The sequence below is a fragment of the Umezawaea sp. genome (assembly GCF_057122925.1).
This window is the reverse complement of sequence record NZ_DBNGPQ010000039.1, coordinates 97,814-115,119: the sequence shown is the minus strand read 5'-3', so window position 1 is coordinate 115,119 and position 17,306 is coordinate 97,814. Positions and strand designations below refer to the sequence as shown.

The 17,306-nt window shown below is 72.6% G+C and carries 16 protein-coding genes; 7 read left to right on the top strand and 9 right to left on the bottom strand.

Going from position 1 to position 17,306, the window contains the following annotated elements; translation table 11 throughout:
- Window positions 1-23 precede the first annotated feature (23 nt).
- Together AC156L_RS06230 and AC156L_RS06225 are read right to left on the bottom strand one after the other, a co-directional pair.
- Window positions 24-971, bottom strand: coding sequence for a sensor histidine kinase (locus AC156L_RS06230; RefSeq protein ID WP_330876313.1), 948 nt, complete (start codon window positions 969-971; stop codon window positions 24-26).
- Window positions 968-1,807, bottom strand: coding sequence for an MEDS domain-containing protein (locus tag AC156L_RS06225; protein ID WP_330876312.1), 840 nt, complete (start codon window positions 1,805-1,807; stop codon window positions 968-970). Before AC156L_RS06225 ends, AC156L_RS06230 begins: the two co-directional genes overlap by 4 nt.
- A gap of 167 nt (window positions 1,808-1,974) precedes the next feature.
- On the opposite strand from AC156L_RS06225, the gene AC156L_RS06220 reads away from it, so the two are divergent.
- Window positions 1,975-4,668: a hypothetical protein gene (locus AC156L_RS06220; RefSeq protein ID WP_330876311.1), complete on the top strand. Its 2,694-nt coding sequence runs from the start codon at window positions 1,975-1,977 to the stop codon at window positions 4,666-4,668.
- 53 nt (window positions 4,669-4,721) lie between these two features.
- On the opposite strand, the gene AC156L_RS06215 is transcribed toward AC156L_RS06220, so the two are convergent.
- On the bottom strand, window positions 4,722-5,744 hold the full coding sequence (locus tag AC156L_RS06215; RefSeq protein ID WP_330876310.1) for a zinc-dependent alcohol dehydrogenase family protein: 1,023 nt from the start codon (window positions 5,742-5,744) through the stop codon (window positions 4,722-4,724).
- 337 nt (window positions 5,745-6,081) lie between these two features.
- Between AC156L_RS06215 and AC156L_RS06210 the strand changes: the two genes are divergently transcribed.
- Window positions 6,082-6,387 (top strand): hypothetical protein, encoded by a 306-nt coding sequence (locus tag AC156L_RS06210; RefSeq protein ID WP_330876309.1) that lies wholly within the window; start codon window positions 6,082-6,084, stop codon window positions 6,385-6,387.
- Between the two features lie 122 nt (window positions 6,388-6,509).
- Here AC156L_RS06210 and AC156L_RS06205 read toward each other — a convergent pair whose 3' ends face one another.
- Together AC156L_RS06205 and AC156L_RS06200 are read right to left on the bottom strand one after the other, a co-directional pair.
- On the bottom strand, window positions 6,510-7,298 hold the full coding sequence (locus AC156L_RS06205) for an FHA domain-containing protein (RefSeq protein WP_330876308.1): 789 nt from the start codon (window positions 7,296-7,298) through the stop codon (window positions 6,510-6,512).
- Window positions 7,299-7,370: 72 nt separating this feature from the next.
- Window positions 7,371-9,152 (bottom strand): serine/threonine-protein kinase, encoded by a 1,782-nt coding sequence (locus tag AC156L_RS06200; protein WP_330876307.1) that lies wholly within the window; start codon window positions 9,150-9,152, stop codon window positions 7,371-7,373.
- Window positions 9,153-9,424: 272 nt separating this feature from the next.
- Between AC156L_RS06200 and AC156L_RS06195 the strand changes: the two genes are divergently transcribed.
- Both AC156L_RS06195 and AC156L_RS06190 read left to right on the top strand, forming a co-directional pair.
- Window positions 9,425-10,975: an extracellular solute-binding protein gene (locus AC156L_RS06195; RefSeq protein ID WP_330876306.1), complete on the top strand. Its 1,551-nt coding sequence runs from the start codon at window positions 9,425-9,427 to the stop codon at window positions 10,973-10,975.
- 64 nt (window positions 10,976-11,039) lie between these two features.
- Window positions 11,040-11,798 carry an AfsR/SARP family transcriptional regulator gene (locus AC156L_RS06190; RefSeq protein WP_330876305.1) on the top strand — a complete coding sequence of 253 codons (759 nt, stop codon included), beginning with the start codon at window positions 11,040-11,042 and terminating at the stop codon, window positions 11,796-11,798.
- Window positions 11,799-11,860: 62 nt separating this feature from the next.
- Here AC156L_RS06190 and AC156L_RS06185 read toward each other — a convergent pair whose 3' ends face one another.
- On the bottom strand, window positions 11,861-13,195 hold the full coding sequence (locus AC156L_RS06185; RefSeq protein WP_330876304.1) for a glycoside hydrolase family 16 protein: 1,335 nt from the start codon (window positions 13,193-13,195) through the stop codon (window positions 11,861-11,863).
- A 343-nt stretch (window positions 13,196-13,538) separates the two neighbouring features.
- Between AC156L_RS06185 and AC156L_RS06180 the strand changes: the two genes are divergently transcribed.
- The 3 genes from AC156L_RS06180 (at window position 13,539) to AC156L_RS06170 (ending at window position 15,061) form a co-directional block, all read left to right on the top strand.
- Window positions 13,539-14,030, top strand: a complete 492-nt coding sequence (locus AC156L_RS06180) for an SRPBCC family protein (protein ID WP_330876303.1) — start codon at window positions 13,539-13,541, stop codon at window positions 14,028-14,030.
- Between the two features lie 102 nt (window positions 14,031-14,132).
- A complete protein-coding gene (locus tag AC156L_RS06175; protein WP_330876302.1) occupies window positions 14,133-14,693 on the top strand; it encodes a hypothetical protein in 561 nt (186 codons plus the stop codon).
- Between the two features lie 179 nt (window positions 14,694-14,872).
- Complete coding sequence (locus AC156L_RS06170) at window positions 14,873-15,061, top strand: hypothetical protein (RefSeq protein WP_330876301.1); 189 nt, start codon at window positions 14,873-14,875, stop codon at window positions 15,059-15,061.
- Between the two features lie 72 nt (window positions 15,062-15,133).
- Here AC156L_RS06170 and AC156L_RS06165 read toward each other — a convergent pair whose 3' ends face one another.
- The 3 genes from AC156L_RS06165 to AC156L_RS06155 all read right to left on the bottom strand — a co-directional run bounded on the left by AC156L_RS06165 (window position 15,134) and on the right by AC156L_RS06155 (window position 17,271).
- The gene (locus AC156L_RS06165; protein ID WP_330876300.1) at window positions 15,134-15,661 is read right to left on the bottom strand and encodes a hypothetical protein; all 528 of its coding nucleotides are present in this window, start codon (window positions 15,659-15,661) and stop codon (window positions 15,134-15,136) included.
- Complete coding sequence (locus AC156L_RS06160) at window positions 15,661-16,509, bottom strand: hypothetical protein (protein WP_330876299.1); 849 nt, start codon at window positions 16,507-16,509, stop codon at window positions 15,661-15,663. The genes AC156L_RS06165 and AC156L_RS06160 overlap by 1 nt, the downstream gene beginning before the upstream one ends.
- 291 nt (window positions 16,510-16,800) lie before the next feature.
- The gene (locus tag AC156L_RS06155) at window positions 16,801-17,271 is read right to left on the bottom strand and encodes a YdeI/OmpD-associated family protein (RefSeq protein WP_330876298.1); all 471 of its coding nucleotides are present in this window, start codon (window positions 17,269-17,271) and stop codon (window positions 16,801-16,803) included.
- Window positions 17,272-17,306: the final 35 nt, after the last annotated feature.

Below are 17,306 nucleotides of genomic sequence, written 5' to 3'. Positions count from 1 at the left end.
CGGAACGCTGTTCGGGGCCTGCGCTACGGGGCGGACAGGGCCAGGAACGTGTAGACGGTGGTGCCGCGCGGGCTGGTGTGCACGCGGACGAGGTCGACGAGTTGGTTGACCAGCAGGAGTCCTTGTCCTCCGTGCTGCCCCGGCTCGGGTGGGCGGCGACCGGCGAGGGGATCGGTGAGACGACCGGTGTCCTCGACGGCGCAGACCAGGGTCTCCCCGTCGAGCCAGAACCGCACCCGGCACCCGGCACCGGTGTACCGGAGGCTGTTGGTGACCAGTTCGGTCGCGACGAGCTGGAGGTCGGCCACCCGGTCGGTGGCCAGTCCCCACCGCGGCGCCCACGCGTCGACGAGCCTGCGGACGTCCCGGATCTCGGCGGTGGTGGTGATCACCAGGTCGACGGGGTCCTGGCCCACGTCCAGGGGTTGGTTGTAGAGGCTGACCACGGCCTCGGGGGCGTAGTGGTCGCTGTCGCGGCGCTCGTCGGCGTTCCACACCGTCGGGTGCGTGGCCAGGGCGTCGGCCAGCGCCCGGTCGTCGAGCGTCGAGGTGTCGTAGGGGCAGACGATGGTGACGTCACGCCCGGCGAACGCCAGGTTGATCAACGCTTCGTGCTGGGCGCAGGCCGGGTACTCGGTGGCGGTGCGGCCCGCCCAGATCGGTTCGCCGATGATGCGCACGTGCCGGTCGCGGTGGGTGTCGGCGAACCGCCGCAGCACGGTCGGGATGATCGTGCCGGGGTTGCGGCCCACCTCCTCCATGTCCAGCATCCGCACGTCGTCCGCGGCCGTGCCCAACGCCTCGCGCAGCAGCTCCAGCCGCGCGCCGGGCACCGCCACGGCGACGGGTTCGCCGTTCGCCACGCCGTCGGTGATGAAGGGCACGAGTGTGCTCAGGTAGTCGTCGTCGGAGCCGTAGAACAGGGCCGGGTGGATGAATCCACCGCGGGGCGGCGTCGCCTGGAGCGTCACGCGACTTCCTCGACTCGCACGGAGTGCAGGTCGAGGAGCTTCACGAGTCGGCTCAAACCGGGCCAGGAGGTGCGCAGCACCACCGGGGAGCCGCGGTCGGAGAGACGATCGACCAGGCGCAGCAAGCTGTTGTGGTCGAGGAACGTCAGCGCTGTGGCGTCGAGCACCAGTTCTCCGTTCTGAGGACGTAGGTCGACGCGGTCCAGGGCCGCGGTGAACAGCTCGGTGGAGGAGTCCACCTCGCCACCCAGGGCGGTGAGGCCTCCGCCGAGGGCGTGCAGCCGGAAACCGGACGTGTCGGTGTTGGTGTTCGGGTGCAAGCTCGCGACGTGCGCGAACGCCCGGTCGTCGACGTCCGCGGCGGAGTAGGCGCACAACGCCGAGAACGCGTGATCGGCCATGTAGCGGTCCGCGAGGTGCTCGTAGCGGGCGAAGGCGTCGAACTGCCGCGCGGAGCGCACCAGGGGAGTCACGTCCGCGGCCACCCGCAGTCCGGAGAACCCGTCCGCCAGGGCTGCCTCGGTGGCGTTGGCGTACGTCCGCACCTGGGCCACGGGGTCGACCACCCCGCCTGCGGAGTACACCGCGTCCACCGACGCCACGTGGGCGGCGCCGTCCCGCAACGCCCGGTCGATCCCGTCGATCCCCCGCAAGCTCTCCACCAGGGCGTCCACCGGGCCGGGAGCGGTGTAGAGGATGCGACTGCCCTGCTCCAGGCCTTCGCGCAAGAACTCCCGCGCGCGGGCCTGGAATTCGAGCACGTCGTCGTACCGCCAGCACACGTGATCGTGAACCCCCAGATCACGAGCATGTTCCACGAGCCCTGACCTGCGCATACCGTGATCCTACGCGTACCGGTGGCGAGGGTCCGCACCACCGGTGCGGTGGTTTTCAGGCCGGTAGGTGTTTCGGCCAAAGGTGCGAAAGTGTTTCGAGAACGCTTGTGCCGCGGTGTCCGGCAGCGCTAGAACTGGTCGACCGCCAGTCGATCCGGGGGGACCACATGCGCTGGGCGAAACTGCTGCTGCCCGTCCTGGTGGCGGCGACCCTCGTCGCGCCGGTCACGGCGACGGCCCAGGTCCGACGAGCGCCCGACGCGCCGCCGCGGCCGGGGTGGGCGATCACCGCTACGGGGCTGGTGTGGACGGCGACCGCCCCGGTCCCGCCGGGTGGCGCGGCGGTCGAGTTCTGGGACGGCGACCGGCTGCTGGGGGTGCCGCGACCGTCGGCGGACCTGCGCACCTACACCCTGGACGCGGCGGACGTCGAGGGCGTCGACGCGCTCCAGGTGCGGCTGTCGGGCAGGCGCCTGGACGTCGAGGAGCCCGTTCTCCCGTCGGCCGGTTCGGTCGCGCCGCCGCCCGCGCTCCTGCCCGCGGGGAGCACCGACCCCGGCACGCCCGGCCCGTTCGCCACGTCCACCGGGGAGTACGAGCTCGACCCCATCACCGCGCCCGGTTACGCGGTGCCGTTGGAGATGAGGGCCGTGGTCGTCGCGCCGGTCGGTGCGACGGGCCGTCGCCCCGTGGCGCTGTTCCTGCACGGCAGGCACATCACCTGCTACGACGGCACCCAGATGCTGTTGACGTGGCCCTGTCCGGAGCCCGCCGAGCCGGTGCCGAGCTACCGCGGCTACCTGGGGGCGCAGCGGCTGCTGGCCTCGCAGGGCTACGTGACGGTGTCCGTGTCCGCCAACTCGGTCAACGCCCAGGACGGGTTGGACGTGGAACTGGGCGCGGGCGCCCGGTCGGCGCTGGTGCGCGCGCACCTGGCGCGGTGGGCGGACTGGGCGGGGGCCGGTCGCGGTTCCGCGCCCGAGGTGGTCCGCGCCGCACCGGTCGCCGACCTGCGTCAGGTGTTGCTGGTCGGGCACTCCCGCGGCGGCGAGGGCGTCAACCGGGCCGCGGTCGACAGCCTTTCCCCGCCGCCGCCGGGCAGCGGCCACGACGGCCCGGTGCTCTGGACGATCAAGGGCCAACTGCTGATCGGCCCGACGGTCTTCGCGCACAACCCGGCGCCGGACGTGCCGTCGGTGACGATCCTGCCCGGCTGCGACGGCGACGTGTCCGACCTCCAGGGCCAGCTGTACGTGGACGCCACCCGCGGTGTGAGCCGGGGGGCCGCGCTGCACAGCGCGCTGTACTTCGTCGGCGCCAACCACAACTTCTTCAACAGCGAGTGGACGCCCGGCCAGGCGGAGGCCCCGGCGTCCGACGACTTCCTCTCCCCACCCGAGGACCCGGTGTGCTCGCCGGGGACGCCCACCCGGCTCACCGCCGAGCAGCAGCAGACCGCGGGCGCGACCTACATCGCCGCGGCGGCACGCCTGTTCGTCGCCGGAGACCGGCGGGTGCTGCCGCTGCTGGACGGTTCGGGCGTCCGAGCGCCCTCGGCCGACCCGGCGCGCGTGCTCGCCCACGCCGTCGGCGGCGCGCGCTCCCCGTTCGTCGTGCCCGACGAGGCGACCTCGGCCGCGGGTTCGGCACGGGTGTGCGCGCAGGTCTCGGCGGACCCGGCCGCGGCGTGCGTCGACCCGGCCGCAGGCCGCCCGTCGCCGCACTTCGTCCGGTTCAACCGCATCGTGCCCGAGTCCGGCCGGTTCGCCGTGGCGCTGGGGTGGACGGCCGACGGGCAGGCCGCGACCGCGCGACCCGGCACGCCGGTGTCGCTGGAGGGGGCGCGGCAGCTGGCGCTGAGGCTGGCCGTGCCGCCGAACAGCCCGACCACCCGCTTCGACGTGGCCGTGACCGACGCGGCCGGGCGCCGCGCGGCGCTGGGGTCGGTGGCGCTGGACGGGCTGCCCGCCACCGACCGGATCTCCGCCCGCTGGGCGCAGGAGGTGCGCGTGCCGCTGCCCGCGCAGGGGATCGACCTGGGCCGCGTCGCCGAGCTGGAACTGGTCCCGCACGGTGGTTCCGGGCAGGCGTGGCTCGTGGACGCCCACGGTTACGCTCCCGGCCTGCCCGCCCCGCGGCCGGTCGCGCTGCCGCGCGTCGACCTGGGCGCGCTGACCGCCGAGGAGGGCGACTCGGGCGTGCGGACCGTCCGGTTCCCGGTCTCGGTCACCGGGAGCGGCGCGGGCGCGGTGCGGGTGTTCGTCCAGAACGAGGGCGACGCCGCGTACACCGAGCAGCTGGTGGCGATCGAGCCGGGACAGCGCGAGCTGGAGGTCCTGGTGCGGATCACCGGCAACACCCGCTGGAACCTGGACGCGCGGCGCACGGTGCTGGTCAAACCCGTGCGGGGCGCGGTCGTCGGCCGGTACGCCGACAGGCTGACCGTGCCGAACGACGACCCGGAGCCGACCTTCACCGCCACCCCGGTCACCGACGCGATCACCGAGGGCGGCACCCTGGCGTGGCGGATGACGCTGTCCGCGCCCGCCGACCGGATGCTCCTGGTCACGGGCAGGCCCACCGCCCCCGAGGGGGCCGAGCTGTCCACCACGGACGTCGACGAGCTGTGGTTCCGCCGCAACGTCTCCCAGGAGGAGCCGCTGCCCTCGCGGCCGTTGTCGAGCACGCGGGTGCAGCCGCTGGCCAGCATCCCGCGCGGGGAGCTGACCGGGGTGCTGACCGTGCCGACGGTGGCCGACCTGGAGGTCGAGCCGGTCGAGCGGATCCGCCTCAACCTCACGCTGCTCTCGTCCACCGGGTCGGCCTCCGGAGAGGTCGCCGACGGCACGCCCGCCGGGTGAACCGCGGGCCCAGCGGCGGGGTTCCGGGCTGGTAGCGCCGTCCGCGCCAGGGGTCAGGGGCGGAGGAGGGTCTTGATGGCGCGGCGTTCGTCCATGGCCCGGTAGCCCTCGGCGACCTGGTCGAGGGGCAGTGCGAGGTCGAAGACCCTGCCGGGGTCGATGGCGCCGGTCCAGATGCGGTCGATGAGGTCGGGGAGGAAGCGGCGGACGGGGGCCGGGCCGCCCAGGAGGCGGACGTGGCTGAAGAACAGTTCCTCGCCGGGGAGGGTGACGTCGTGCGCGACGCCGACGTAACCCGTGGAGCCGCCGGGCCGGGTGGAGCGGATGGCCTGCGTCATGGACTCCTGGGTGCCGACGGCCTCGATCACGCTGTGGGCGCCGAGGCCGTCGGTGAGGTCCTTGATCCGCGCGACGCCGTCGTCGCCGCGTTCGGTGACGATGTCGGTGGCGCCGAACGCGGTGGCGAGCTCCTGCCGGGATTCGTGGCGGCTCATGGCGATGATCCGTTCCGCGCCCAGCTCACGGGCGGCGAGCACCCCGAGCAGGCCCACGGCGCCGTCGCCGACGACGGCCACGGTCTTGCCGGGACCCACGTCCGCGGCCACGGCGCCGAACCACCCGGTGCCCAGCACGTCGGAGGCCGCGAGCAGGCTCGGCAGCAGGTCGTCCGAGGGCACCTCGGGGGTGGCGACGAGCGTGCCGTCGGCGAGCGGGACCCGCAGGTACTCGGCCTGGGCGCCGTCCACGCCGACCGCCTGGCGGTGCACGCAGGAGGTCTGGAACCCGGCCCGGCAGATCTCGCAGGTGTTGTCGGAGGCGAAGAACGAGCCGACCACGAACTGGCCGGGTCTGATCCCGGTGACCTCGCCGCCGACCTCCTCGACGATCCCGACGTACTCGTGGCCCATCGGCGTGGGCCCGGACACGGTTTCGACGCCGCGGTAGGGCCACAGGTCCGACCCGCACACGCAGGTGGCGGACAGGCGGACGATGGCGTCGGTGGGGGACTGGACGGCGGGGTCGGGACGGTCCTCCAGGCGGACGTCGCCGGGGGCGTGGATGACAGCTCCGCGCATGGTCGGGTGCTCCTCGGGGGTGTGTTCGATCGGGTGACGGTCGGTCCTGGGCATCTCTCCGGCGACGGCCATCGCCCTGGGGCCCGTCCGCGTGGAGGACGAGGTGGGTGATGGATTCGATCAGCGCGCACCCGGTTCCGCAACCCTGGGTTCGCGGCGGCCACCAGACCGCGGCGCACCCCGTCACCACGCCGGTGACGACGTGTTCGAAGTGGACGGGCTGGTGCCGTTCACCCCCTCGTCCGCGGCCCCTACAACGAGACCGCGGGACCGCTCCCCGCGGACGTCGTCACGATCGGCGGTGTGCACGACCTGACCCCCGTCGATCGGAGTGAGCATGCGCAAGACAACGGCGGCGTTCGCAGTAGCCCTCGCCATCGCGGGGGTGACCGTGTTCAGCGCGTCTCCTGCCGGCGCGATCACCAACTGCTCCAGCTACTTCATCGACACCCCGAGGGTGGGGGCGCGGTGCACGAGCAGTGCGGGCGCCCTGAGCACGGTGATGGCGATCGCCTACTGCCGGCGTGACCTGGTGCCGCAGAAGGTGGTGTACGGACGCAGTGTCCGCGTCCACGAGACCTCGGTCGCCGACTGCGGTGCCGGTTGGTACGCCGCCAACCACGGGTACGCGCTCGGCAGTTAGGCGCGCGACCGCGGTGCGGGTCTTCCGGCGGCGGATCGTGGGGTTCGACCACCGCGTCCGCCGACCGGGAAGACCCGTTCGTGCTCCTCCGCGCCGAACCGGGACGTGGCACCGCGGTGGTGTCAGCCGTCGTGGTCGAGGACGCGCAGGTCCGGTGGGACGAGGGTGGTGCTCTCCATCAGCTCGCGGATGAGGTTGTGGTTCAGCGTGTTCCCGATGGGCTCGCCGACCTCCTCGCGGGTCAGGCCGGAAACACCGTTCCTGCTCAACCGGTTCCGCACCTCGGCGACGACGCGCTCGACCCTCTTGTGGTTCCAGTCGTCGTCCGGCCGGATCTCGTTGAGGTGTTCCGCGACCTGGCGCCAGGACAGGGGGATCGGGTGCAGCTCGTGCAGCAGGTACCGCTGGGCGAGCACGACGACCACGCGCTTCTCCACGGGACTGAGGTGCCACGTGCGCGGAGGCCGGGTCGGCGCGTGGTGGTCGGTCGGTGGTCGGTCGCCCTCCTCGGGTTGCACGTGCACTTCGAGCAGGTGCAGTCGTTCGTGGGAGCCGCGGACGAACAGCGGGGTGTACCCCGTTCGCAACGGGATCGGGTCGTCCTGCCGGAACAGCAGGCGGGATTCGGGCAGCCGCAACGGGAGGCGGCCCAGCGTGCTGATCCACCACCGGTCACCGCGACAGGTGAGCGCCCCGTGCTCCCTGCTGACGCGCAGGTCGTCCTCGCCGACGCAGACGTGCACGTCCGGCCTGCTCCGTCCGAAGAGGACGGTCCGCCCCTCCTTGGGGCCGAGGGTGATGCCGCCGGTCGCCGCCAGCACGTGCAGCATGCCGGGCGCGACGCCGACGGAGACGCCGAGGGCGAGGCTGTGGTGGTTCGCCGGGAGCTCGTTCGGCCGTTCCTCTGGCATGTCAGCCTCCTGGCACCTCGGGTGAGCAGCGCGTCCGTCAGCCTGTCCGAGACCCGCGGGAGGGTTCCCGCGTCACCGTGACGGGAAGAAGGCGGTGGCCAACCGGGTCGCGAGCCCGCACCGCTCGTCCGGGGGCAGGTGCTTGCCGATGACAGTGGCTTCCAGCACCTCGTTCTTCTCGTGGCCGTAGGAGTCCACGTAGGTGAGGTTGTACACCTCGATCTCGCACTTGTCGTCGCTGGGCTTGTCTCCGGGGTAGCTGGTCGCGGAAGGCCGGTTGTCGATCATCGAAATCGTCGCACCGGACTTGCCCAACAGCTCCGCACGGGTGAAGCGCAGCAGGTAAACGGTCCCGTCGGCGGTACTGGTCCAGGTGCACTTCCAGCGGCCGAAGCCGACCTCCGGATTCGCGCGGTCGATCCCGGACCGATCGGGGAACGACGGCGAGTCCTTGGCCCTGCACGCGTTCGTCCGGCTGAGCGAGTCCGGCCGCAACGCCGGGTTCTCGGCTCGGCGCGTGGGAACCGGTCCTTCGGTGATCACCGCGTCGACGCTCCGGACGGTGGCGTCGGCCATGTCGCACGCGTTGGCCTCGATCCCGTTGGCCCTGGTCACCTCGATCTTGATCTCGTAGCGGTCGGGTAACAGCAACCTGCGCTTGCAGGACCCCTCACCCGCCGGTTCGGTCACGAGCCGGTACCGCCCCCTGTCCTGTTCCTGCACGAGGGGCTGATCGCTGGGAGTGTTGTCGATCAACGCTACGACGTTCGCCTCCCTCCCGCGCTTCTTGACGATGACGTTGCACTGGTTGAACCCGGAGTTGTCCGACACCAGGTTGGGGTTCCCGAACGGTTCCAGGGCCTGGGACGCGTCGCGCAGCAGCGCGCACGGATCGGCGGTCCTCGGGTCGGCCAGCACCGGCCCCGTCGGTGTCCTGGGTCCACCGGAGAACGCGATCCAGCTCGCCACCACCGCCGCGACCGCGACCAGCACCCCGGCGGTCACGAGGAGTCCGCGGCGCCGAGGGGACCTCGGGCGGGGTGCGCGCCGCGTCGCCTCCACGCCCGCGACGTCGGCGAGGATCTCGTGCGCCTCGGCCGCGGTGGGACGCTGGTCCGCGTCGACCCGCAGCATCCGTTCCAGCACCGGCGCGAGCGGGCCGCTCCTGCGCGGCGAGGCGATGGCCCCGTTGGCGGCCCGGCGGAGGCGCCGCTGCACGTCGTCGTTCGTCGCGCCGACCGGTGACTCGCCCTCCACCACGGCGAACAGCGTGGACGCCAGCGAGAACACGTCGGACGCCGCCGTCGGCGCGGCACCGTTGGCCACCTCCGGCGCCACGTACCCCGGTGACCCCGTGAGCAGACCGGGGCAGGTCACGGTCTGCTCACCCGTGGCGCCGCGGGAGATGCCGAAGTCGGCGATCTTCACCTCGTCGTCGGAGATCATGAGGACGTTGCCGGGCTTGATGTCGCGGTGCAGGATCCCCTTCGCGTGCACCGCCGCGAGCGCGTCGGCGATCTGCGCGCCCAGCTTCGCGGCCTGCCGAGGTGCGACCACGTCCAGCTCGGCCATGCTCCGCGCGGGCACGTACTCCATGACCAGCCAGCACTCGCCGTTGTCGTCGAGCACGTCGTGGATCGTCACGACGTGCCGGTGGTTCAGCTGGGCGAGCAGCTTCGCCTCGCGCTCCAACTGCCGGAACCGCTGCGGGTCCCCGTCCCCGGACAGCGCTCGCTTCAGCGCGACCGGCCTGCCGAGGCGTTCGTCCGTGGCCCGCCACACGACTCCGCCGCTCCCGGAGCCGATCTGCTCCTCCAGCCGGTACCTGTTGGCGACGAGCTGCTCCGTCTGCACGATTCGCTCTCCCCGTGTGACCTTCTCCGCATCGTATCCAGTCGAACAAGCAGCTCTCCAGGCTTTCGCGGGAACCCTCCCGGACCTCTACCGCCATGCTGCGTGCGGATCGTTCCCGACGAGGAGGACGTGGTGGGACCTGCCCGCGAGCGCGTGGTGACGTCCGCGGCGGTGGCCGGGCGACGTGCGCCGACGGCCCGTTCCGGCCAGGGCGTCGCTTCGTCCCGCGACTCGCGTTCGACGGGGGGCGACCGCTTCGACCGGAGGAAGGCATGACTGATCCGGTGGGCCGACGGCCCGGTTGTCGAGTTCCGCTCATCGTCCTGTTCGTCCTGGTTACCCTCGTGGTCACCTCGACGTCCGCGCGCTTGGCCGCGGACGCGGACGAGTGGTGGCGGGTCGACGGCATCCCCCACCTCGCCGCGACCGGGGTGATGCTGGTCGTGTCGAGCGTGCTGATCACCGCCCTGCCCCGTGCGGCGAAGGAGTTCTGGCAGTGGTCGGGACCGTTCCCCTCGGTGGCGGAGCGAGTTCTGAAGGCACTGGTCCGCCCGCTGAAGGCGGTCGGCGTCGTCAGCACGGTCCTGGTCCTCGGCCTGGGCAGCTGCGTCCTGCTGCCGTCCCCGCTGGAGACCGGCGAACTCGTCATCATGACGGCGTCGGACCTGAGCCCCGGCGACCCGCGCAACACCCTGGTCGAGCAGTGGAACGAATCCCGCCCGCGACACAGGGCCAGGATCGTGACCGCGGCCGGTGAGACCGACGAGCAGCACGAACGCATCACCAGCGACGCGAGGCAGGACGGTGAGCACGAGGCCGACATCTACGTCCTCGACGTGGTGTGGATGACGGAGTTCATCGACAACGGCTACCTCCGTGCGGTGGACCGGTCGAACTCCGGCGACGACCTGGACGACTTCATGGCCCCTGCGCGGCGCACCTGCGAGGTGGGCGACGAGCTGTGGGCGCTACCGCTCAACACCGACGTCGGTCTGATCTACCACCGCACCGACATCCCGGGCATCACCCCGCCGACCAGCTGGGACGGCCACTCCGGCATCCCCGCGGCCGAGGCGCGAGGTGGGTTGGAAGCGGCGAACACCGCCCAGTTCTCCGGCGAGATGTTCATGGTCGAGGCGCTGGAGGCCATCCGGGCGGCGGGCGGTGAGGTCGTGACCGAGGACGGCGACGTCACGCTGACCCCCGACAAGAGCCGCGTGCGCTTCACGAAGAACGACTACGAGGGCATGCGCAAGCTCAACGCGGAGACGAGGACACCCGGTGTCGCCCTGGACGACCCGCTACCCGAGGACACCACCGCCCCCGACGCCGTCGAGCAGTTCGCCAAGGGGCGCACCGCGTTCATGCGGAACTGGGCGGTCGCCCGCGAGCAGCTGACCGACCGGCGGGACGAGTTGGACGCGGCGGGCGTCACCTTCCGCGCCGCGATCCCGCCCACGCCGAGCGTGCTCGGCGGTCAGAACCTGGCGATCTCGGCGCACACGGACGAGCCGAAGGCCGCGCAGGCCCTCGTCGAGTTCCTCACCAGCGCGCAGAGCCAGCAGATCCTGGCCGAGATCGGTGGCTTCGCACCGACCAGGGACTCGGTGTACGACCGAGCAAGGGGAGAGCACCTCGGCCAGGTGCGCGGGGCGTTGCGGGACGCCGGGCTGCGCCCGAGGACCGCCAACTACACCGAGTTCAGCCGGGCGTTCCGCGCCGCGGTCAAGAGCGTGGTCACCGCGCAGGACGTGATTTCCGACGACACGGCCAGGGAGTTGGCGGAAATCCTGAGGAAGGGGCGACCAGGAGGTTCCGGCTAGACCCGCTGGAGCCGCCGTGGCGAAGACGGGCGCCGAGGGGTCGGTGGTGGAGGGATGACCGGGGGTGCGTGTGGAATTCGGTCTGCTGGGGCCGGTCGCGGTGTGGCACCGGGGCCTGGAGGTCGCGGTCCCCAAGGCGCAGCAGCGGTGCGTGCTGGCACTGCTGCTGAAGGACGTCGGCCGTGTGGTGGTGTTCGAGCGGTTCGTCGACGCGCTGTGGGACGACGACCGGATGCCGCGGACGGCGCGCAACGTCGTGCAGCAGGCCGTGTCGGGTCTGCGGCGGATCCTGTCGATCGATCCGGGCGTTCGCCTGGCGCACCACACCGCGGGCTACGTGTTGGAGGTGGACCCGGCGCTGATCGACCTCCACCGGTTTCGCGCGCTCGTCGCGCGGTCCCGCGGCGAAGGACGGGCGGCGGCACTGCGCCGAGCGCTGGACCTGTGGCGGGGCGAGCCGCTGGAGGACGTGAACGCGCCCGGCGTCGCCTCGATCAAGCAGGCGTTGACCGAGGAGCGCCTGGCGGTGCTGGAGGAGCGCCTGGACCTGGAGGTGCGGGCCGGACGGGACGCGGAGCTGGTTCCGGAGCTGCGCGTCCTCGTCGCCGCCCACCCGTGGCACGAGCGGCTGCACGGGCTGCTGATGGTGGCCCTGTACCGCGCGGGACGGCCCACCGACGCGTTCCGGGCCTTCCACCACGCGCGGCGGGCGTCGGGCGTCGCGACGGGCACCGGCCCCGGACCTGACCTGCACCGCCTGTACGAGCGGATGCTGCGGAACGACCCCGCCCTGGACCGCCCGGTCGCGGTGACCGCCCGGTAGCGTCCCGCCGCACCCGGTGGGTGCGGCGGGACCACCGCCGCGCCTCCTCCGCCGTGGGCGGGTCAGTTGTAGACGCGGACCCAGTCGACCTCGAACACCGCCGCGCGCAGGCCGCTGTCGCCGGTGAAGTTGTCGAGTTGGATGTTGAGGTGCCCCGACGGCATGGTCTGGATGTTCTGCCGCCCGTTCGGGCCGCCACCGCCGGAGACGCGGAACCACTCGACGCCGTCCACGTAGCCGACCAAGCCGGACGCGGTCCACTCGAAGGCGAAGTTGTGCCACTGGCGCATGTCCACCGGACAGCGTTCGCGGTACTCCTGCTGGACGCCGACGTTCGAGGGGTGCGGGTAGTGCAGGAACGCCGACAGGCACTGGGCGTCGGGATCGGTGTACTCGACCCAGTCGTACTCGCCGTCCTGGGGCCACCGCTCGGAGGTCGGCCAGATCAGGTGCAGCACGTGGTACCGACCGCCCGAGGTGCCGGTGTTCTGCGAGCGCGAGCGGATCTCCCAGCGGCCGTACTGCCGGTCGAGCCGGTGCTTGAGCCAGCCCGTGTCGCCGTTCGCCTCACCGGTCATCCTCATGATCCCGCCCGACACCGCGGCGTTCTTCGCGCAGCGCCTGCCGTTGCCGTTGTGCCCCTCCCAGCAGCCCGCCGTCCCGCCGACGGTGCCGCTGGGCACGGACCACTTCGCCGGGTCGACGGCACCGGTGCCGCTGAACTCGTCGGAGCTCGGCAGCGGTGCGCCCCATCCGTGCCGAACGGCCGCCTGCGCCTGGTCGTTGGACGGGGGCGTGGTGGTCGTCGTCGTGGTGGTCGTGGTGGAGCCCACGCGGTAGTCGCACGCGGTCGCCCGGAAGCTCGCGCCGGTGGCGGTGTACTCGTGGTCGGTGACCACGTTCGCCCGCACCGCACCGGGCGGAACGGTGAACTCGCCCGCGACGCGGGTCCACCCACCGGCCGCGAACGACACCCACGTGCCGGGGACGTTCCCGAGGTACCCGCTGTTGTCGCCCTCGGGCGTGGAGTACCAGTCGACCTCGACGCGGGCACGCCCGCTCTGCTCGGCCGCCACGTCGTAGGAGAAGGTCCACACCTCACCGCTCGTGACCTGCTGCTGCGGCAGGTAGAACGAGGGGTTCAGCACGGAGTTGTTCCTCTGCGCGTAGGCGAACCTCGCCGACCGGTGGTCGGCGACGGCCTCGCGGACCGCGCTCGCCCCGCGCAGCGAGCCCCACTCGGCGAGAGTCTTGTTCAGCACCGGGTTGTTGCACGTCGAGACGTTCGTGCCCGCCCCGGTCGGCGGCTGCGCGATCGCCACACCGGCCACGACCAGCGCGGTCGCGGCGCTGAGGGCACCCGCACCGGCGAGCCATCTCCTTCGGTACAGCGTCATGGGTCGTTCCTCCTGTTCGTCGCACGGGTCGACGGGAAGATCGCGCACCGCGCTGAACCGGCGCTGAACCGGTGCCGACCAGGTCCACCACGGTGGACCGCACCGGTTCTCCGGCGTGTCGCTCCCTTGTCCCGTCCTGCGGTTCCCGTCCTGGGACCCGTCCCGAAACGCGCGGCTACGGTTCGGTTCGGCGATCCGGTCGAAAGGAGTCGGGGTGGTGAGTTCCAGTTACCGGACCAAGATGCGCGGCGCTTCGGCCGGTGCGACGATGAAGCAGGGCCGATTCAGGTAGAACGAGGCTGTTGGTGTGCGTCCGTTCACCCGAGAACAGGAGCGTGCCGCCGTGAAGTACACCGTCTCCATGGAGATCGCCCTGCCTCGGGAGAAGGTGGCTCAGCTGCTCGCAGACCCGGAGCACCTGCCGAAGTGGCTGCGGGGCCTGGTGCTGCACGAGCCGCTGAGCGGGGAGCACGGGCAGGTCGGCACCACGTCGCGGGTCGTGCTGCGGACGGGGCGGCAGGAGTTCGAGTGCACCGAGACCGTCACGCGCCGGGAACCGGTGGACCTGCACGGGATCGCGGGGGACGCCGTCGTCCACTTCGAGCGCGAGATCGTCGGCAAGGGAATGTGGAGCGCCGTGAGCGACCGCCTGACCGAAACCGGCCAGGGGACGACGCTCTGGGTGAACGAGAACGAGTACCGGTTCAGCGGCTTGGCGATGCGGCTGGTGGGGCTCGTGATGCCCGGCTCCTTCCGCAAGCAGTCGTTGCGGCACATGGAGGACTTCAAGGCGTTCGCCGAGCGCGGCAAGGACGTCCGCGAGGCGCGGGCCTGAACCGCGGTCCGCTCGGGAGGGCTGGGACGAATCCCCCCGGACACCCTGCCCGCTTCTCCGAACGGGGTGTGGGGCGTCCTGGGAGGTGGCAGGCTGCGACCTGTGAACCCGATCGTTGCGCAGGTGTTGACCATCGCCGGTGTCCTGCTCGGATCAGCCGCCACGTTCCTCTTCACCTCCACCATCGAGCGAGCCCGCTGGCGGCGGACGCAGTCCGCCCGCTGGGACGACAAGCGCCTCCTCGCGTACTCGGAGTACGCGGGCGCGGTCAAGCACATGGTCCGGCTGTGCCGTCGGATCGCGGAGACCAAGGGGCTGCTGGCCACGGGGCAGCCCGTCGACCTCGACACCGCGTTCACCGCCCTCGCCGAGGGGGAGACCGACCGCGCCGCCCGGTGGGAGACCGTCCTGCTCCTCGGCGAGCCCGCGACGATCTCCGCCGCACGGGCGTGGAGCGAGCAGGTGTGGCAGTTGGAGCACATCCTCCGCGAGGAAAACCCCGACCCGTCCGCGTTCCTGAACGCCTACCGCAACGCCATGCGGCTGCGCAACGAGTTCTACGCCCGCGCCAGGGGAGACCTCGACATCACCAGCGGCCCGCTCCCCGAACTCACGTGGAAGTCCCTCCAGCCCCTGCCCCCGTCGCCCGACCGCGCGACCTGAGGTAGCCCGGTGGAGGTTCCCGTGCCAGAGCGGCGCAGCCCGGCCACGGGGACGAGCAGGGCGGTCCGCGACGAGACGACCGCGCTCGTCCGCGCCCGTGGCCTGTGCTCCGGCGCCCGCGACCGACCCGGTCGAGACGTGCGGGACCAGCCGCAGCGCTCGGTCGCGGACGCGCTGACGTGGACCGCTCCGCTATGTCCGTCGCCGAGGTCGATCGTCGACTTCCGGGCCGGGGCGCCTGCCGGGGATCCCGACCGCGTGGCCGCGACCGGGTGGACGCCGCCGACCGGCATCGCCCCGCCGACCGGGACCCCGGTGAGGACCCGCTGGTGCTGCCGCGGCTGGACATCCCGTCCACGCGGGCGTGACAGCGGGCGACGGGCACCACCGCGACCCGGTCGGAGGTCGCCGTCGCGCGCCGGTGCCGGTGGGCTGGTGCCTCAGCGGCAGGGCGCGTTCTCGCCCCTGGCCATCCCGAAGTCGCTCCAGCCGCCGGGCCGGGTGATCGTGCCCCGGTCGAACGACGCGAAGTCACCCCGTGGTGTGCAGTAGGTGATCCCGCCCTGGCCGCCCTCGGCCGCCGTTCCGAGCACGGCGGCCAGGGTGTCGAACGCGGCCCCCTCCGGTGTCGCCGCGAGCGTCCCCGCGATGGCCTCGTGCGCCGTGCCGCCACCGAACCGGGGCTCCATGAGCAGGACGAGGTCGTCGTGGTCGTGCCGGCAGGCGGCGTCGTGGATCGACCGGACCAGGGTGAGGGTGGTCTGGTCGAGCGGGAGGCTGCTCGCGTCCTCGGTCAGCACCGTGCCGCACGGCCGCCGCGCGGGCGTGGTGGCGGAGGTGGTCGACGGTGGTGCCGCGGCGGTCGGCGGAGGGGGCGCCGTGGTCGAGGCGTCCTGCGCGATCCGAATGCCGATCGCGGCGAGCACCAACGCGCTCGCCGCGATCGTGGCCTTGACGATCACGTGCACTAGTGCGCCTCGCAGAGCGGGGGGTCGGTGACCACGCTGCACGTGGTGGTGCCCGCGGGGGAGGCGGTGACCCGGAACGGACGCCCGTCGTCGTCGACCACGGTGGTGCCGCGGCGTCCGCCGCCGGCCCAGTGGATCTCCAGCCGCCACGCGCAGTCGCACGTGGTGGTGTGCGCCCGTACCGCGAACGTCTCGCTGTCCAGCGGGCTCACCTCGTAGGGGAACCGCACCGGTTCGGCGGGTTGGGCGTTCTCCTCGGCCCACGTCCGCATCGTCGGCGTCAGGTCGAGCCCGGTCGGCCGGGGCTCCGGCTCGTCGAGGTCGACCTCGACCAGGCGCACGTGCTCGGGTCCACCGCACCGCTTCGTCAGCCGGGTCCCGGTCATCGGGGCGGCACGGTCGACGGTCACCGACATACCGGTGAGCACCACGCTGTAGGGACCGGCAGCGCCGTGCACGGTCACCGTGACGTGGTTGTGCTCCGTGGCGGCCCCGTCGGACACCAGGCCCCACTCGGTCCACCGCGTCGCACCGGCAGGCGGCGGGCTGAGCTGGTGCGGTGCCTTGGGCGTGGTCCAGTCGCCCTCGCACATGTGGGTGTTCCTCTCCGGCGTGACGAGGAGCGGCTCGGTGGGCACCGGGGAACCCGTGGTCGTCGGCGGGGGCGCGGAGACAGCGGGTTCGGCATCCCCGCCGCTGAGGACGACGGCCGCCGCGACCACCACCGCGGCGGCCACGATGGCGATCGCCACCTTCCGGTCCCCGGTGAAGACCACCGAACCGATGCTCCCGGCCTGGACGACGGTCTCCGAGGTGCCCCGGTGGACGTTCCGCGTCGTGCGGGGCACTCGGCCAGGACCGCCGCGGTCGTCCCCCGCGGGCGCGTTCGCGCCGGTGGCGATCGCGACGCCCGAACCGGCTGTCGCCGGGCGTTCCGGGGCCCGCCGGCAGCGCTGACCGTCGTGTCGAGCGGGACGGAGCGTGGAACGGACTACCGGACGGCCCCACGTCCCGGTCTGGAGGTGCGTTGCACCCGCGCACCGGCGGGAGCGGGCGTCGGTGAACGCGGCCGTCGTCCCGGAACGGGGCTCGGCTCCGCGGTGTCGCGGTGAGGGGCGGTTGCCCGGCGGGCTGAGCGGTCAGGTTTTGGGGCGCTGCTTGATCCCGGCCGCCAAGAGGTCGACCACTTCGGCGATCCGCGCCGCGCGCAGCTCCGGGCGGCGCGCGGTGCCGTCGATCCAGCGCAGGTAGGCGCGGCGGTAGAACTGGGCGAGGGAGTCGAAGTGCGCGGCCGCCGCAGGTGCGGCGTCGAGCGCGGACGCGATGTCCTCGGCGAGGTCGGCGCGTTGCGGGCCTTCCGGGGCCAGCACCACCGCGACGCGGTCGCCGGGGGCGAGGGCGTGGTCGCGCAGCCAGGCGGGGGTGAGGACGACCCAGCGGTCGGTGCCGGAAGCCTCGACGACGCCGCGGACGCGCACGTCGTCGACGGTGCCGGTGATGTGGTGCCGCGCTTTCACACCCCAGACCTGGTCGGGGTCGAACGGGACGGGCACGACCACCCGACCCCGCCCCTCCTCGCGGACCGTGCCGGTGAAACGACGCGCTGTCATGTGCGGGGATCGTACGGGCGCCGCTGCGCGGGGGC

Coding starts and splice junctions, on each gene's coding strand:
- AC156L_RS06225 (WP_330876312.1), bottom strand. CDS start 1,807: ATGCGCAGGTCAGGGCTCGTGGAACATGCTCGTGATCTGGGGGTTCAC.
- AC156L_RS06220 (WP_330876311.1), top strand. CDS start 1,975: ATGCGCTGGGCGAAACTGCTGCTGCCCGTCCTGGTGGCGGCGACCCTC.
- AC156L_RS06215 (WP_330876310.1), bottom strand. CDS start 5,744: ATGCGCGGAGCTGTCATCCACGCCCCCGGCGACGTCCGCCTGGAGGAC.
- AC156L_RS06210 (WP_330876309.1), top strand. CDS start 6,082: ATGCGCAAGACAACGGCGGCGTTCGCAGTAGCCCTCGCCATCGCGGGG.
- AC156L_RS06205 (WP_330876308.1), bottom strand. CDS start 7,298: ATGCCAGAGGAACGGCCGAACGAGCTCCCGGCGAACCACCACAGCCTC.
- AC156L_RS06195 (WP_330876306.1), top strand. CDS start 9,425: ATGACTGATCCGGTGGGCCGACGGCCCGGTTGTCGAGTTCCGCTCATC.
- AC156L_RS06185 (WP_330876304.1), bottom strand. CDS start 13,195: ATGACGCTGTACCGAAGGAGATGGCTCGCCGGTGCGGGTGCCCTCAGC.
- AC156L_RS06155 (WP_330876298.1), bottom strand. CDS start 17,271: ATGACAGCGCGTCGTTTCACCGGCACGGTCCGCGAGGAGGGGCGGGGT.